15 protein-coding genes are annotated in these 16,505 nt (G+C 40.8%); all 15 read right to left on the minus strand.

Features of this window, described 5'->3' with window-relative positions; all coding sequences use genetic code 11:
* Positions 1-6: 6 nt before the first annotated feature.
* Positions 7-2,250: a heavy metal translocating P-type ATPase gene (locus tag ACHSBP_RS20400; RefSeq protein ID WP_395390337.1), complete on the minus strand. Its 2,244-nt coding sequence runs from the start codon at positions 2,248-2,250 to the stop codon at positions 7-9.
* 101 nt (positions 2,251-2,351) lie between these two features.
* Positions 2,352-2,765, minus strand: coding sequence for a MerR family transcriptional regulator (locus ACHSBP_RS20405; RefSeq protein ID WP_138478134.1), 414 nt, complete (start codon positions 2,763-2,765; stop codon positions 2,352-2,354).
* A 70-nt stretch (positions 2,766-2,835) separates the two neighbouring features.
* A complete protein-coding gene (locus ACHSBP_RS20410) occupies positions 2,836-3,375 on the minus strand; it encodes a cytochrome c (RefSeq protein ID WP_395390307.1) in 540 nt (179 codons plus the stop codon).
* A 12-nt stretch (positions 3,376-3,387) separates the two neighbouring features.
* Positions 3,388-4,539, minus strand: coding sequence for a porin (locus ACHSBP_RS20415; RefSeq protein WP_395390308.1), 1,152 nt, complete (start codon positions 4,537-4,539; stop codon positions 3,388-3,390).
* 113 nt (positions 4,540-4,652) lie between these two features.
* Complete coding sequence (locus ACHSBP_RS20420) at positions 4,653-5,141, minus strand: hypothetical protein (RefSeq protein ID WP_240721915.1); 489 nt, start codon at positions 5,139-5,141, stop codon at positions 4,653-4,655.
* Between the two features lie 21 nt (positions 5,142-5,162).
* Positions 5,163-5,600 (minus strand): hypothetical protein, encoded by a 438-nt coding sequence (locus ACHSBP_RS20425; RefSeq protein ID WP_395390309.1) that lies wholly within the window; start codon positions 5,598-5,600, stop codon positions 5,163-5,165.
* A 40-nt stretch (positions 5,601-5,640) separates the two neighbouring features.
* Entirely contained in the window at positions 5,641-6,336 is a 696-nt protein-coding gene (locus ACHSBP_RS20430; protein ID WP_395390310.1) for a heparan-alpha-glucosaminide N-acetyltransferase, read from the minus strand.
* Entirely contained in the window at positions 6,327-7,187 is an 861-nt protein-coding gene (locus ACHSBP_RS20435; protein ID WP_395390311.1) for a copper resistance protein B, read from the minus strand. Before ACHSBP_RS20435 ends, ACHSBP_RS20430 begins: the two co-directional genes overlap by 10 nt.
* A complete protein-coding gene (locus tag ACHSBP_RS20440; protein WP_395390312.1) occupies positions 7,184-9,007 on the minus strand; it encodes a copper resistance system multicopper oxidase in 1,824 nt (607 codons plus the stop codon). Before ACHSBP_RS20440 ends, ACHSBP_RS20435 begins: the two co-directional genes overlap by 4 nt.
* 27 nt (positions 9,008-9,034) lie before the next feature.
* Positions 9,035-9,505, minus strand: a complete 471-nt coding sequence (locus ACHSBP_RS20445; RefSeq protein WP_395390313.1) for a YybH family protein — start codon at positions 9,503-9,505, stop codon at positions 9,035-9,037.
* Positions 9,506-9,520: 15 nt separating this feature from the next.
* Positions 9,521-10,417: a copper resistance D family protein gene (locus ACHSBP_RS20450; RefSeq protein ID WP_395390314.1), complete on the minus strand. Its 897-nt coding sequence runs from the start codon at positions 10,415-10,417 to the stop codon at positions 9,521-9,523.
* Between the two features lie 18 nt (positions 10,418-10,435).
* Complete coding sequence (locus tag ACHSBP_RS20455; protein ID WP_138478145.1) at positions 10,436-10,783, minus strand: copper resistance protein CopC; 348 nt, start codon at positions 10,781-10,783, stop codon at positions 10,436-10,438.
* A gap of 24 nt (positions 10,784-10,807) precedes the next feature.
* Positions 10,808-12,640, minus strand: a complete 1,833-nt coding sequence (locus ACHSBP_RS20460) for a 2Fe-2S iron-sulfur cluster-binding protein (protein WP_395390315.1) — start codon at positions 12,638-12,640, stop codon at positions 10,808-10,810.
* A complete protein-coding gene (locus ACHSBP_RS20465) occupies positions 12,627-13,250 on the minus strand; it encodes a PepSY domain-containing protein (protein ID WP_284295604.1) in 624 nt (207 codons plus the stop codon). Before ACHSBP_RS20465 ends, ACHSBP_RS20460 begins: the two co-directional genes overlap by 14 nt.
* A gap of 79 nt (positions 13,251-13,329) precedes the next feature.
* Positions 13,330-16,503 (minus strand): efflux RND transporter permease subunit, encoded by a 3,174-nt coding sequence (locus ACHSBP_RS20470; RefSeq protein WP_284296411.1) that lies wholly within the window; start codon positions 16,501-16,503, stop codon positions 13,330-13,332.
* Positions 16,504-16,505 lie beyond the last annotated feature (2 nt).

Below are 16,505 nucleotides of genomic sequence, written 5' to 3' on the forward strand. Positions count from 1 at the left end.
TTCTCCTTAATTCTCTTTTGCTTTAAAAAAGCGAAGTCGATTTGCATTTGACACTACAGTCAATGACGAAAACGCCATTGCAGCTCCTGCAATTACAGGGCTAAGCAGAATGCCAAAGAAGGGATATAGAATCCCCGCAGCAAAAGGAATCCCGGCTACGTTATAGACAAACGCGCCAAACAAGTTTTGTTTTATATTTCGTAAAGTAGCTTTGCTTACCGCTATGGCATCAGCAAGGCCATGAAGTGAACCACGCATTAGGGTAATGTCAGCACTTTCGATAGCTACATCAGTCCCTGTGCCTATGGCGAAGCCAACATCGGCTAACGCTAGCGCAGGAGCATCGTTGATGCCATCTCCTGTCATACCAACAATTTCGCCGCCTTCTTGTAGCTCTTTCACCTTGTTGGCTTTATCTTCTGGCAGCACTTCAGCAAGAAACTCACTAATACCCGCTTTTTTGGCAACAGCGGCAGCGGTTTCCTTGTTATCACCCGTTAACATGATGACGCGTATACCATTAGCCTGAAGTCGTTTGATAGCAGAGATTGAGTCTGATTTAATAGGATCTGCAACTGCAATGATTGCTGCAAGTTCACCATCTACAGCAAAGTACATAGGTGTTTTGGCTTCTTTGGCTAAAGACTGCGCTTGTTCAACAAAGCCAGTGAGGTCTATGCCTTTTAACTTCATTAGTTTATCGTTTCCGAAAAGCAGGGCTTTATTGTTGCAGTTTGCTTCTACACCAAAACCCGTAATGGCGTTAAACGCTTCAATTTTTAGTAACTCAATATCCTTATCTAATGCACTTTCAACAATCGCTTGCGCTAAGGGGTGCTCTGAGCCACTTTCTAAACTTGCTGCAAGCTGTAGCACGTCTTTTTCGTCAGTGGCTTTTGCTAAGACAATATCGGTTACCTTAGGTGCTCCTTCAGTAATAGTGCCCGTTTTATCTAAAATCATGGCAGTGATTTTAGAGGCGGTTTGTAGTGCTTCACCGTTTCGAATAAGCACTCCGGCTTCTGCTGCTTTTCCTACTCCGACCATGACAGACATGGGCGTTGCCAAGCCCAAAGCACATGGGCAGGCAATAATGAGTACGGTGGTTGCTGATACGATGGCAAAAGCAATTGCTGGCTCAGGTCCAAAGTTAAGCCATGCTAGCGCACTTAACACAGAGATGATCATCACTACAGGCACGAAAAAAGCTGAAATAACATCGGCCAAGCGGCCAATCGGCGGTTTTGAATTTTGTGCTCGTTTCACCATATTGATGATTTGCGCAAGCGCCGTGTCTTTACCAACGCGTGTGGCTCTAAATAAAATCATGCCTGATTTGTTCAAAGTACCAGCGACAACCTCATCTTCTTCGGCTTTTTCAACAGGCATCGGTTCGCCTGTCAACATGGACTCATCAATAGAGGTGTGCCCTTCCAATACTACACCATCGACGGGAATTTTTTCACCCGGCTTTACCTTCACAACATCATGAAGCAAAACCTGTTCGATACCTATCTGAACCTCTTTGTTGTCACGAACCACGGTTGCTGTTTTGGCTTGCAAGCCGATAAGACGTTTAATGGCCTCAGAGGTTTTACCTCTGGCTTTTATTTCTAATGCTAGACCTAAATCAATTAAGCCAATGATCATGGCTGTAGCTTCAAAATAAACATGCCGTGCCATCAATGGAACGGCGTCAGGTGCAAACACGACAACCATCGAATACACCCAAGCTGTACCTGTTCCTAAAGCTATTAGAGTGTCCATATTAGCGGAGTGGTTTTTAAAGCTTTTCCAAGCGCCAACATAAAAATGCTTACCTGAAAAATACATAACACCAAAAGTTAAAATGCCGACAACCAGCCAAGACATGCGTTCAAGGTTTGTTTCAACCGTCATTTCTCCAACCACAATGCTGTAGATCATCAAAGGAACGCCGAGTGAAAGGGCAATAAACGTATCGCGCATTAGCTTTTTGTAATATGCCCAATCCGCCGCCTCTTTCTCGTCAAGCGCATCTGTTGCCGAGCTATCATCAATTGGCTTCGCGTTATACCCCACAGACTCAACAGCTTTGATCAAATCTTCTGTCTTAGCTGTCCCAGAAACTGTTACAGTCCTATCAGCAAAATTCATTTCCGCACTGACGACTCCAAGCGTTGCCTTTAACGCCCCTTCAATTTTGCCTACACAGCTAGCACACCCAGCTCCTTCTATGATGAGCTGTTGGTTATGTGATACTTTCTCCAACGTATTCTCCTTACTTTTACATGAAGAAGATTGAGCTTTTGCCTGACAGCAACAGCCTGATTCAGTTTTGATATTTGTTTTAGTAGCCACCATTTTTCCTCCTATGCCGTTTTAATTTGCTCAAAGTTTTCGATGAGATGACAAACCATGTTTGCAGTCGGTGCTTTGTCTTCCATTTCTTCCCATTGAGAAAGAGCTAAAGACATTTTTCCTCGAAGTGCCAACATTGCTTGAAACTGTTTTTCTGTTTCTTCAAGCCGCTCTTTGATCAGGCTTCTGACTAATGGGCACGCACTTTTACCATCTTCAGATTCATTAAGAATTTGCTTGATATCAGCAACGGAAAAACCAAGGTTTCTGGCACTTAAAATGAACTTAAGTCTCGATACCTCTTTATTCGAGTAAGACTTATAGCCGTTCACTGACTTAGCAGGTTTTAACAGTCCCAATCGCGTGTAATAGCGCACCGTATCAGCAGTCGTTCCAAGACTTTTTGCCAGCTCTGTTACTTTCATATTTACTCCTTAGTTTTTCGCCTAAGTTTGCACTTTCACCTACAGCTTAGACCTGTGTCTAAGACACAGGTCAAGCGTTTCCTGATGATTTAATGTACTCCGCTATTGCTTTTATCTGTTGCTCGTTTAGCGGCATTTTAGGCATAGGTGAAGATGAGTTATTAAACTGAGGGTTTTGAAGCTTATTGATAAAGAAGCCGATCCCTTTGTTTTTAATCGTTTCATCTAACGCTGGGCCAACTGTGCCACCATCACCTTTAAATGAATGGCAACCTTGGCAACCAAATTGAGTAAATAATTGCTTTCCATCAGGCGCTATGGGGTTTTCTGGCGCTACTTTTTTTGCCAAAGGTACGCTTTGGCTAGTTAGCTCCAAAAACTCAAGAACAGCTTGCGTTTCTTTACCTGTTAAATGCGCCTTTTCTCGCATATGCGGCATAATGACTTTCCATTCTGGAATTGAGAATTCATGAACAGCGCGAGCGTTATGGCATCTTGCACAGTTGTTATTGATCACTTCTGCACCGGAAATTTTCTCTTGTGCATAAGAACTAAAAGCAGACAAAAGATATAAGCTGGCAACCAATAATATTTGAATAATTGATTTCATCTAGGTATCCCCTTAAAAGCCATAGCTGTATTGGATAGCGAAGCGCTTGTCGTCTTCCCCATCGTGAACAGTTGTATCTTCGTATGTCGCCTTAATGACTGCTCGACTGTCTAACCAGTAATTAATGCCATAAGCCCAACGCTCTGCTTCGTTAATTTTATTGGTCTCAGCATATTCAACGACGAAATCGGTTCCTTGTAATACATTGAACATTTTTCCTGCCATAAAAGTTGCTTGGAGATACCAGCCATTGCGGTCAAATGTGATCACTTTGTTTTCTTCATGTTCATCTTCTTCAAGGGCATCGGTTGCAGTTTTGATGTATTCCCCTCTGACGATGTAATGATTACCAATCCAGTTAATATCAAAACCAGTTGCTGTAAATCCTAGCTTTTCATCATCATCATATTTTGCCGTGTAATAGGAAGCGCCAACCTCAATACCCGGAAGAAAGGCATACGCAATACGACCCCCAAATGCTTTGTCAGAGTTGTTATCCGCACTCGTTGCTTCAAACGCTAGTTCAGGAAGTTCCATAGCATGATCATCAACTTCTTCATGCTCGCCTTCCCCTTCAGCATGATCACCTTCTTCATCGCCATGTGTAGCCTCGGCAGCTAGTCCATTGGTCACATATGCGTCAAAAAATATTTTTTGGTTTTTACCCAACGGAATAATGTGTTGAATGCCAACGCCAATATCACTCATCACCGGTAACAAACCTTGCATAGGTTGATAACCACCATGACCACCTAACCCGCCATAAATACCGGGAGAAAATGCTGAGCGATTTATCCAACTAGGGTGTTGATTCGGTCCATACTGGCCGAATGGGAGTAGAAATTTACCTGCGGTAAAAGTCGTTGTATCAGAAAGAAAATAATGAAGATCAGCGTATTCAAGCTCAATTTCAGTTTCCCCATTTTCATCAACTGAGATTTCAGTTTCAGCTTCTATATGCATTTTGTCACTGAGACTAAACAAGAATATAGGTACAAATCGTGCGCTGAATGCACTAGTATCCATCAATTTACTTTCTTCGTATTTTACGTCTCCATACCCCGCTAACGCGAAGCGACTATTATTTTGTTGTTCATTCGCTAAGAGTTGCCCACTCGCAACAGCGGTAGCTATTGCAAATGGCAATAATTTGAGCATGTTCATCATGCCTCCCAAAATATTGTGCTAATTGTTCAAAACAGTTGGTTATTTAAACCAATGAATAAATCGTTCTATTTTTGATGGGACTGGCGAAAAAAGACGCACTGATCCCGTGATTAGCCAATAATTGGGGGACGATAAGGTAAGAGGTGAATGCCAGAGACTGGCGGGAGTATTTGTTGGATAATTAATTCAAGGTGAATATTGCGGCTACTATCTTCTTCATCCTGCACAAGATAGGCATTTAAATGAAAGCTTGCACAAAATCCACCTTCACAACAAGCACAGTCACCAGCTTTACATTTTTCACAGTCTTCATCAGCATGATTGTGGGTAGCTTCTACTGAATTTTCATCGTGATGGTGATTATTGTCATTCATTAATTGATGATGCATATTTTTAGCGGATTGCATAATATGCGTGGCAGAAGAATCATTATGATGTTCTTCACAATTCATAGGTTCAGCAATAACTAAGCCATGCTGCGTAAGCAACATAGTTAGCATTACTATTTTAAACCACCTGAAAAGCCTTAACATGCTGATTCCTTCTTTACCATCATAAACTTTAACAACTTGTGAAAATAACTCTATGATCCTGATCAAATTTTAAACCAAAACTTATATTTACATTTTTAGCTCACCAAATAGATTTAAAATCTCTGGGTTGTCTAATTTAAACTGATGGGATTGAAGCCAAGCATAAGCATCATCATAAGAAACAAAGACTCTGCGTTCATAACCCGGTTCTGAATATGGGATCATTTTTTCCAACTGTTCAGCTTTAAGTGCACTAGGCTTGTACACATGACAATCTTTAATACAGCCATTTTTAATGAACCAAGCATAGTGCTCCGCAACTATCGGCTCTATTCCGGGCACACCCAACTCCCATTCATCAAAAAATGATAAAATGGCCCACTGTTCGCCTATCAGTGGAGACGTTTTTTGCCTAAATTCTTTAACATACTGAATAATGGCTTCTTCATTCCATGCACCTCCAAACCACTGCACGACTATATTATTACTAACAGTGATTTTCCACCTGCCATGGACACTAAACATACACACCCCCTTGAACATTGATTTAACAACCTATTCTGCTTTATGCAACCCACTCTATAGCTCTAAAACCAGAAAAAAGTAAAGGTTGGTGAAACAAATAAATTAACAAAGAGTGCCGACTTAGCAATGTTACAAAAGAAGGCATTTGATATTGATTTGCCGAAGGTATACCAAAACTTTTGAAATGTGCAGCCCAGATACCGAGTAACGGTAAAGCCAACCAAGGAAATAGAGTAACTAAATCACTAGGATGTTTTGATACATAATATTCAAAATAGTTAAAAGGCCAATTCCAAGGTATTTCTATAGCTAAATATGCACCAAAAATAAATATAGAAAGCAGCAAAGAAAGTTTAGGCTTGTCCACCAACCAAACTAACAAAAGCGTCGCAACTGCTATGAAGTGTAATATACCAAAGTAAATCCAGTGTTCAGGCAAGGTAAAAAGTGAAGATAATGTTACTAGAAGCGCAGCACTAGTTATCTTAACCATTCGACAACTTAACTTCTTCGCTGATATACCACCCTGATAGGAATAAACCAAACTGGCACCAACTGAAAACAAAAACAGACTTACAATTAATGCTCTAAACTCTTTCCAGAAAATGCCATTGGGTATGTCTGTTGTGACATAGCCAAAATGGTTTAAATCCCAGACAAAATGAAAAGCTACCATCAATATAATTGCAGTAGCTCTCATCGAGTCGATATAATTATTTCTTCGCTTTAAAGCCAAAACTTGATACCTGCAACAAAAGCAGTATCACGAGTACTTTGCCCATTTAACTTGGCAAAGTCGGCTGTATTACCAAATTTATTTGTCCACTCAACGCCAACATAGGGAGCAAACTGGCGGGTAAACTCATAACGAACCCGAAAACCAATAGCACTGCTAGATAGACCACTACCAAGGTTATTTTGGACGTCATCCTTACCGTAAAACGTCAACTCTGCTCGTGGTTGAACAATTAACTTTTGTGTGAGTAATAGCTCATACTCTGCTCTAAGCGATAATGCTGTATTGCCTTTTTCGCCCAAGTAGGCAGTCATATCGAGATCAAACCAATATGGAGCAAGCCCCCTCACGCCAAAAGCTAGCCAATGGCGGTTTTCACCGTCCTTGCTGTAATCAAATCGTATCCCCGCTTGTGTATCCCAATATGTTGAAACTGCGTGACTCCATAAAATATCAGTTTGGTTTTCTTCTAAACTACCTTTGCTGAAGTCACCCTCGGTTTTTATGACTAATCTATCAAAAGTAGTGCCATACCATGCCTGAAAGTCAAATACACCTGCGTTTGTTTGCTCATTATATTCAAGACGATCTCCTAGTAGCGCATAAAATGAATGTTCATCTGCCAAGGTTAATCGTTTGTCGCTATTGAGTGCATAAGGACCTTCAGTCAAAGTTGTGCCTGCTGCATAAGCATGTGGGTCTCTAGCATCTTTAGGTGCATCTCCACCTTGTGCTTGCATTTTAGAATCACCCATCTCAGCCATCTCATCTTTTGCAGATACAGATACACTTATAAGGGGCAAACCTATTAATAATAGTCTTAACGTATTGGTTAGTATTAATTTTCTCATGATACAACTACCTCTCTAAACATACCTGCATCCATGTGGAATAATAAATGGCAATGCCATGCCCAACGACCTACGTCATGAGGTGTTGTTAAAAAACTAATTCTTTGCGCTGGTTGTACGGGGATAGTATGGCGACGAACCTGAACATCTCCTTGCTCATTCTCTAAATCGCTCCACATACCGTGCAGGTGCATGGGGTGTGTCATCATTGTATCGTTTTGTAAAATAACTCTTAAACGTTGATTGTGTTTCATGTGGACTGGCGTGCTTTTTCCGAACTCCAAGCCATCAAATGACCAACTATAACGCTCCATGTTTCCAGTTAAATGTAATTCAATTTCAGCTTCTGGCTCTTGCTGGTTTGTAATTCCCTCAAGAGAATGTAAATCTGCAAGTGTTAAAACACGGCGACCATTTTTACGTAAACCTATACCGGGATCATCTAGATTTGTTCTGGGCATATCAACACGCATATCAACTGAGGCTCCATACTCTGTTTCTGCATGACGCACTTTGGTGCTAGCAACAGCCAATGGGCTTTTAGTTATTCCATGTTTACTATGATCCATCGCCATCGAACCGTGGCCCATTGAGCTATGACCCATTTTTTTAGAATTCAAACCCGACATGTCTGCCATACCAGCCATTGTGGAATGCTCACTTCCTTGGGCCATTTTACCCATCATATCTGTCATCGTTAGCCACTCAACAGGATCTAGAGCAGGTACTGGTGCATCAATATTAGGTGCCGTTGATAAAGTTCCTTTAGCATAACCTGAACGATCCATGCTTTGAGCAAAAATGGTATACGCATCATTTTTTGGCTCAACAATCACATCATAAGTTTCACCGGGGCCAAATCTAAATTCATCGACTGTCACAGGTTCAACATTTTGTCCATCAGCTTGTACAACTGTTAACTTCAGCTCAGGTATTCTTACGTCAAAAAACGTATTGCTAGCGCCGTTAATAAACCTGAGTCTAACCTTTTCTCCGGCTTTAAACATTCCACGCCAATTTGCCATTGGCGCAGTGCCATTCATTAAAAAAGTCATTGCTGATGCTGATAAATCTGTAAGATCTGTAGGGTTCATTCTCATTTTATTCCACATTTCACGGCGCTGTAGCGCGTTTGAAACGCTGCTATTTGAAATGTCATCAAAAAACTCTGGAACGGTAGGTTGGTTGAAGTTGAACACATCGCTCTGGACTTTTAACTTGCGAAACAAATCCATTGGGTCATCATCAGTCCAATCAGATAATTGGATAATATGCTCATTATCTGCACTAATAATATCCTTTTCTTTTGGCTCAATGATTAATGCACCGTACATACCTGTCATTTCTTGAAAGCCACTGTGTGAGTGATACCAATACGTGCCACTTTGTTGCAGCTTAAATTTATAAACAAAGGTTTCACCCGGCATTATCCCTTTAAAGCTAATACCCGGAACGCCATCCATTTGATACGGAAGAATGATGCCATGCCAATGAATTGAACTCGGTACTGATAATTTATTCGTTACTCTAATCGTAACATCATCACCTTCTCTAAGGCGCAAGGTAGGCGCTGGTATTGAGCCATTTATTGTCGTAGCGGTTCTTACAACACCTGTGAAGTTTACTGGTGACTCATCTATCACCAGATCTATTACTTCCCCACTTAGTTCGGGCACAGTACCTGTTATTGTTCCCGCCGCTAAAGATGAAGCAGCATGAAGAATACTTGGAAAAGCAGCTAATACACCGCCAGCAGCTAATCCTTGTACAAAGCGTCTACGTGGCGTAGAAACTCGATGTAATGGATTGTTATTTCTCATTTGACTCTCCGTTGTTTGACCAATAAATTAGTGTGACCAATGAATGTGCTTGATCTTCCATTCACCGTCTTGTTTTACGAGAACCATTGTTTCCATGCTTTGATAATCGCGCTCTTTACCTTTGTAAGTACCTTTAGTATGACTGCGCGAAGCAGAGATAGCGGTGTTTCCAAGTACCGTCACTTGGTGTTCTAGTGTTTTGCTCTTCATAGAAGCGAGATATTTCATATCCGACAGCATATGGTGATGGGCGTATTCATCAGCACTTCTTTCAACACGTCCTCCCTCGTAGATGGTGACATCATCCGCTAACTGCGCTCTAGCCTGTTCTTTATTGCCAGTTTCAAGTGCTTGATGAAATGTCAAAACAACTTTTGCAGCAGGGGTATCTACACCTTTAAACAAGCCTTTTCCTTTGTGTTTATCACCGTGAGCGTTTGCTGTGAAACTAAACGTCATTAACAAAACGAGTAATATATTTATTGTTTTCATTTTCATTCTCTCTTTTAGGTTTCAATTTGCAGGGCCAACAACACTAGTAAGCCCAGCCGTTACAGATAAAATGGCAAAAGCTACTACCATTTCTATTGAGATAGATTTAGATAGTGCGTCTCTGCCATCGTTATTTTTAAGTTGTGGGACGAGTTTTAATTTATGCTTAGCTGCGATGCCCAATATCGAAGTGACGAGAGCTAATTTAAGCAGCAGTGTTTGCCCATAGCTTGAACTAAACAGCTCTTCAACATTTCCAACTAATTGAAAAGCTAACCAAAGGCCAGCAATTAACAATAGACTCACCGCTATACTTGCTTGCCTTCCAAATTTGTCCATCACTGAGTAGAGCTGCTCATAGTCCTGTTCATCGCAAGCTTGTTTAAGCGGAAACAACGCTCCGAACCACCAAGCCATAACAAGCACATGGAGCATCAGCAATACTTTTTCGAACACGCCTAGCTCAGATACATGGCCTACTAAGGTAAAGGTGTATGCAAGTAAAAATAAACTAGATACCAAACTGCCTTGTTTTAGGTAATTGTTCAGTACTACTGATTTGAGTTTGAACGGTGATATTAATACCAATATTGCTATCATTACCCCTATAGTTCGAAGCAAAGTTCCATCACCAATAGAAGAGTCCCACATAATACCTAACATATCAGGGTCGAATGCACCTTGAATGCCTTCTTCTGCCATTGCACCAGTACTTGCAAAGAACCAAACACCATTAGCAATCAAAGCGACGATGATCGAAGCCCTCATCCATCTCAGGTTTGCTGTCAATGAATTGTTATGACATTCATTGCGCTCAAAAATCGGCCTGAAAAATGTATAACCAGCAATACAGGCAAAGCCAACGTAAAATACAACTTTTGACAGCACAGTGACTGTATTCCAGATATACATTTCCATAGCAATCACTCCATTAGATTAATGAACCATAAAGCCAAAACTATCTTTCATTTTGTGCCCATCTTTACCTAAGAAAGTAACATCAACAACATAGTTAGCAGGTGCAAGTTTCGGTAGTTTCCACGTAAATTCGGTATTGGCCTCTTTAGTAGGTTTGAAGCCGAACTTAACCTTTTCACCTTTTTTGTTTTTCAATGTAATTTTGACTACACGAACTTCTTTGCTAAATGCCAATGTTAACTTTTCTGGAGTCTTCATTAGCATTGCATTATCAGCAGGCACGCTTTTTTCAAGATGCACATGCGCGAAAACCGCACTACTAAAAACAACGCTGATTACGGTTAAAAGTTTAATTAATGTTTTCATATTTACCTCTATTTAATTTATGTATTAACGACTAAATTTGTCTTTGAAAATTTGATTACTGGGTATACCAACATCAGTAATTATTTGTTCCACTTCACTCATCATTGCTTCTGGGCCGCACAAGTAAAATTCTGTATACAGGAATTTTACGTTTTGGCTCAAATACGGCAGCAGTACTTGCTGTACATAGCCAGAATGCCCTTGCCATTGTTCTGAAGGGTTAGAAAGTGTGGGAATATAAGAAAAGTTTTTATGCTGCTCACTCAATGAGTTCAACTCATCGCAGTAGAGCAAATCATCTTCAGTTCGCGCACCATAGATGAGAGTCAAATCACTTTCGTCTTGACGTTTTTTCAACTGTTCAAAAATGATCGCTCTGAGTGGAGCAAGTCCTGAACCAGCGCCAATAAAGATGCGAGGAACCTTTTTACCTGAAGTCGCGTAAAAATCAGAAAAAGGACCTTTTGCGATTATCGTTTCACCAACTTCGAGTGACCCTAAATAGCTTGAACCTATACCTGCATTATAACCATCTTTAGCCGTTTGCCAGCGGATGTTGAAGGTTAGCTCATCTGTTTCTTGATCAAAGTTAACCAAGGAGTAATGGCGAGTTACGCCGTCATGTGAAAACTTTCCATGAGAATAACTTTCCCAGTATTTTTCAAAGTTCTCTGGCATATCATCTGGCCGTAGGCTATTCACCCCTGCTGGCACGTCAAATTGCATATATGCACCAGCTTTAAATGCCAATTGTTTGCCTGATTTCAGCTTAAATTTCACTTCCTTGATAAAAGGAGTAATGAAATTAGTCGCAACCACAACTAGCTCATGATTTTCAATATTGCGATCAGTATTAACTTCAATCGAACTAATTTCAGAGAATCTATGCTGACATCCAAGCCGAAAGCCTTCCTTAAGTTGCTCTTGAGATAAATGTTCCCGTTCAGGTAGTGTGATTGGTAATTTAGTTGAACTTAAGAACACGCATTTGCCACATGTACCACCGCCACCACAACTTGACGATAGGTATACACGTGAACTAGCAAGCCCTTCTAATACAGTAGAGCTGCCAACTGCTGAAATGTCAGTAATTGTATTTTCATTGGAAAAAGTCACAGCCACTTTTTGCCTGTTAGTGCCCCAACCTAGCTTCAGTAAACCACTTCGATACTGTTGTATCAGCCAAGTAACACCAGTAATTGAAAGGAATAGCGTTGCAAAAGCAAATGCAATGATCAACCAATGGTTAAACCCTCCAGAATTGCCATAGTCCATAAAGTGGAGCTTCATCATCAAATCTTTTAATCTGAAATCATCATTGGCATGGCGAAGTACTTGACCAGTAACACTGTCTAAATAAATAGTTGTATTATTTTCATCCTCAACAGCAACTTTCCACATTGGATTTAGCTGCCTTATGTGATCAGAAAATGGTGGTTGAGATAACTCTGGCGCAGTTAATTTCCCCTCACCTGAGTAGGAATTTTTTGCTAAAGTTATAATTTGTTCTTCAGACAGATTAAATCGCTTACCTGTTACAGCATCAAATAGCATTGAGTGACGCACTTGGTAGCTATGTAGGCCCATATCGAATACCAAGTGATAGTAGGGCTGATGTAAAACCCATATAAGCTTTACTTCCTGCGGAGACTCACTAGTAATATCTTCAATAGGGATTAGGTTAAAATCAGCAATGTTACCTTCGTGATGAGAATAAACTCTATGCTCGTTGCCACTGGCTTTACTGTGATCCATTAAATTGAAGTAAAGGCCCGTACCTAACCAAACAAGTAGTTGTAAACCAACCACTAAAGAAAGCCATTTGTGTATCGATGTATTTAATTTAAATAGTCGCATCAAATGCCCCCTTTTTAGTGGAGGTGAACACTCGAAAATACGTCAAAATAACTCCCGTAATCGTGGCCATTAGACCTAAAGTTGCAACCAAGAACAAAAACCAGTTAGATACATTTTCGCCGTCATCGTAATCCATGATATGAAAGCGCCACATCCAATCAAACAATCGCCAGTAATCATGACGCTTGGCAACAAGCGCTCCTGTTTGTTGACTTATATAAAATGTCGGTGTAGCGAATTGCTCAAACGTCACTCTCCAAGCAGGTAAATGCCTAGGGGACAACTCAGCAGGCATGTTTGTCGCTGACTTAATCAACCTTATACTGTCGATTTTATGATTCATCGCATAATGGTATTGTGCGATTTCTTTTGCTTTGATTTCATCAACTAGGGCTTGAACAGCCCCAGTCTCAGCATCAATTACTACTTTCCCATGTTCTCCATTAATAAAAGAATACAAAGGCTTTCCTCTGCTTTGAATAAGCCTGACTTGCCTAGCTTCAGGGTAATCAACAACAAGTTCTGCAATGGAATAATCCACACTTTCTAAATCTATTCCAGCTTTCTTACTCTTAGCTAAGGACTCGCCATGTATATAGTGAATATCCATAATCACCATATACATGCCAGTGATAGACCAGAAAAGGAATTGTATTCCGACAAAAGCCATTAGCCATTTGTGATATTTTCTAGCCGTGCAAAGCATTATTCTCTGACTCCACATTAGAAAGCTCTTTGTTAAAGGCATTTACTTCAGGCTTTTTAACGATTGAATAAATTACAGGAAGTACAATAAGCGTTAGCAGCACAGCACTTGTCATTCCGCCTACCATAGGTGCAGCAATACGACTCATAACCTCAGAACCTGTACCTGTACCATATAAAATAGGCATTAGACCGATAATAATTGTGGCAACAGTCATCATTACTGGACGAACTCGTAAGCCAGCACCGTGCAATAATGCATCTTGATATGCATCATCTGAGATGGGTTCTGCTCGCTCAACCGCTTTTTCCTTCAGCTCAGCAAGCGCCTGATTGAGATATACCAACATTATCACGCCTATCTCAACGGCTACACCAGCCAGAGCTATAAAGCCCACTCCAACGGCTACTGAGAAATTAAACCCTTCTAGATACATCAACCATAAGCCACCAATCATTGCCATAGGCAAGGTAACGATAATGATAGCCACCTCACTAAACGCTCTGAAGTTTAAGTAAAGCAGAATAACAATAATGGCTAGTGTTAAAGGCAATACATAAGTGAGCTTTTCTTTCGCTCTTTCCATATATTCGTATTGTCCGGCCCAAGTAATCGAATAACCTGCTGGTAATGTCAGGTTATTCGCTAAGTGTTCCTTAGCATTTTCAACATAAGTACCAACATCAACGCCATCAATATCAATGAAAGTCCAGCCATTGATTCTGGCATTCTCACTCTTAATACCCGGTGGACCATTCTCTACTCGAATATCTGCAACATCACCTAGCGCAATGCGTTGACCATTTGGTGTTACAACAGGTAGTTGTGATAGCTGCTCAGGAGAGTCCCGATAATCTTGTGGATAGCGTAAGTTAACGGGATAGCGTTCTTGCCCTTCTATCGTTTGCGTCACATTCATACCGCCTATTGCAGTAGAAACCACTTGTTGGACATCTTCAATATTTAGCCCAAAGCGACTTGCCTTATCTCGTGAAATATCAACCTTGATATATCGTCCACCTGCAACACGCTCAGAGTAAACTGACGCTGTGCCTGTCACTTTTGGCAAGAGTTGTTCTATTTGTTGGCCGATATCCTGAATAACATCAAGCTCTGGTCCAGCGACTTTAATACCCACAGGCGTTTTTATACCTGTAGCTAACATGTCAATGCGGGTTTTGATTGGCATAACCCAAGCATTGGTTAAGCCCGGAAATTTAACTAATTTATCAAACTCAGCTTTTAATGATTCTGTAGTCACACCTTCTCGCCACTGATCTTGCGGCTTCAATTGAATAAAGGTTTCAATCATGGTTAGAGGCGCAGGGTCCGTAGCGGTTTCAGCTCGTCCTACTTTACCAAATACATTTTCAACCTCTGGAACAGTGCGGATAAGCTTGTCTGTTTGCTGCAATAACTCTCTTGCTTTACCAATAGAAATACCGGGATAAGTAGTAGGCATATACATGAGATCGCCTTCATCCAACGGAGGAATGAATTCACTACCAATTTTATCGACAGGCCAAAAACCAACGATAGTCACTAATACTGCTGCTACTATTGTCGATTTTGGAAACTTCATGACTTGCTTCAAAACAGGCATGTAAATAGCAATCAATAATCGGTTTAACGGGTTTTTCTTTTCAGAAACAACCTTGCCTCGAATAAAGTAGCCCATCAAAACAGGCACCAATGTTATCGCCAAACCTGCTGATGCCGCCATTGCATAGGTTTTAGTATAGGCAAGCGGTGAGAACATTCTGCCTTCTTGCGCTTCCAAGATAAACACTGGTAAGAATGAGACAGTTATGATCAGCAAGCTAAAAAATAATGCAGGTCCGACTTCACTCGCAGCCTTGGCTACAATTTGCCAACGGTTTTCATCTGTTAATGGTGTTTTCTCCATATGCTTATGCATATTTTCAATCATCACTATTGCACCATCAGTCATCGCACCAATCGCGATAGCGATACCGCCTAATGACATAATGTTGGCATTGATGCCTTGCATATACATGATGATAAACGACACCAAAATACCCAATGGTAGAGTAACAACAGCAACAATTGATGAGCGAAGATGAAACAGGAAAGCAACACAGACAATAGCAACAACAGCAAGCTCTTCAAGCAACTTGCTCCAAAGATTGTCAACTGCACGATCTATTAACTTCGATCTGTCATAGACAGGAACAATTTCTACACCTTCAGGTAAAGATGATTTGAGCGACTCAAGCTTTTCTTTTACCCCATTTATGGTTTGTTGAGCGTTTTCACCAAAGCGCATGACAACAACCCCACCAACAACTTCGCCTTCACCATTAAGTTCTGCGATACCACGGCGCATTTGAGGACCAAGGTTAACGTTGGCAACATCACCAATACGCAACGGCGTGCCTTTTTCGTTAATACCAAGTGGTATTTTCTCTATATCACTGACAGATTGAATATACCCTGTAGCAGTAACCATATATTCAGCTTCCGCCATTTCAATAACTGATGCACCAGTTTCTTTGTTCCCTTTTTGTAAAGCTATTTGTATTAAACTTAAAGGAATACCGTAAGCTCTCAATTTGTCAGGATCTACTTGCACTTGATACTGCTTAACCATGCCCCCAACGGCTGCAACCTCTGAAACGCCAGCAACAGTTTGCAGTTCATACTTTAAAAACCAATCTTGAATACTTCTTAATTGGCTTAGGTCATGATTACCTGACTTATCTGTTAAAGCATAGATGTACACCCAGCCCACACCTGTTGCGTCAGGACCTAATTGAGGCTTTGCTGAATCAGGAAGGCTTGATGCGACTTGGCTTAAGTATTCAAGCACTCTGCTTCTAGCCCAATATAAATCAGTATCATCATCAAAAATGATATAGACGTAGGAATCACCAAAAAATGAATAACCACGAACAGTTTGTGCTCCCGGTACAGACAACATCGCTGTAGTCAGTGGGAAAGTCACTTGATCTTGAACAACCTGTGGCGCTTGTCCCGGATAGCTCGTCTTAATAATGACTTGTACATCTGAAAGATCTGGAATTGCATCTACAGGCGTTTTTTGTAAAGAATACAAACCGCCAAAAGCAATAATTAAGGTAACCAGCAATACAAAGAAACGATTGCCGATTGACCATCTAATAATTGATTCAATCATCA

It is taken from the genome of Pseudoalteromonas sp. XMcav1-K (assembly GCF_044005875.1).
Lineage (GTDB): Bacteria > Pseudomonadota > Gammaproteobacteria > Enterobacterales > Alteromonadaceae > Pseudoalteromonas > Pseudoalteromonas spongiae.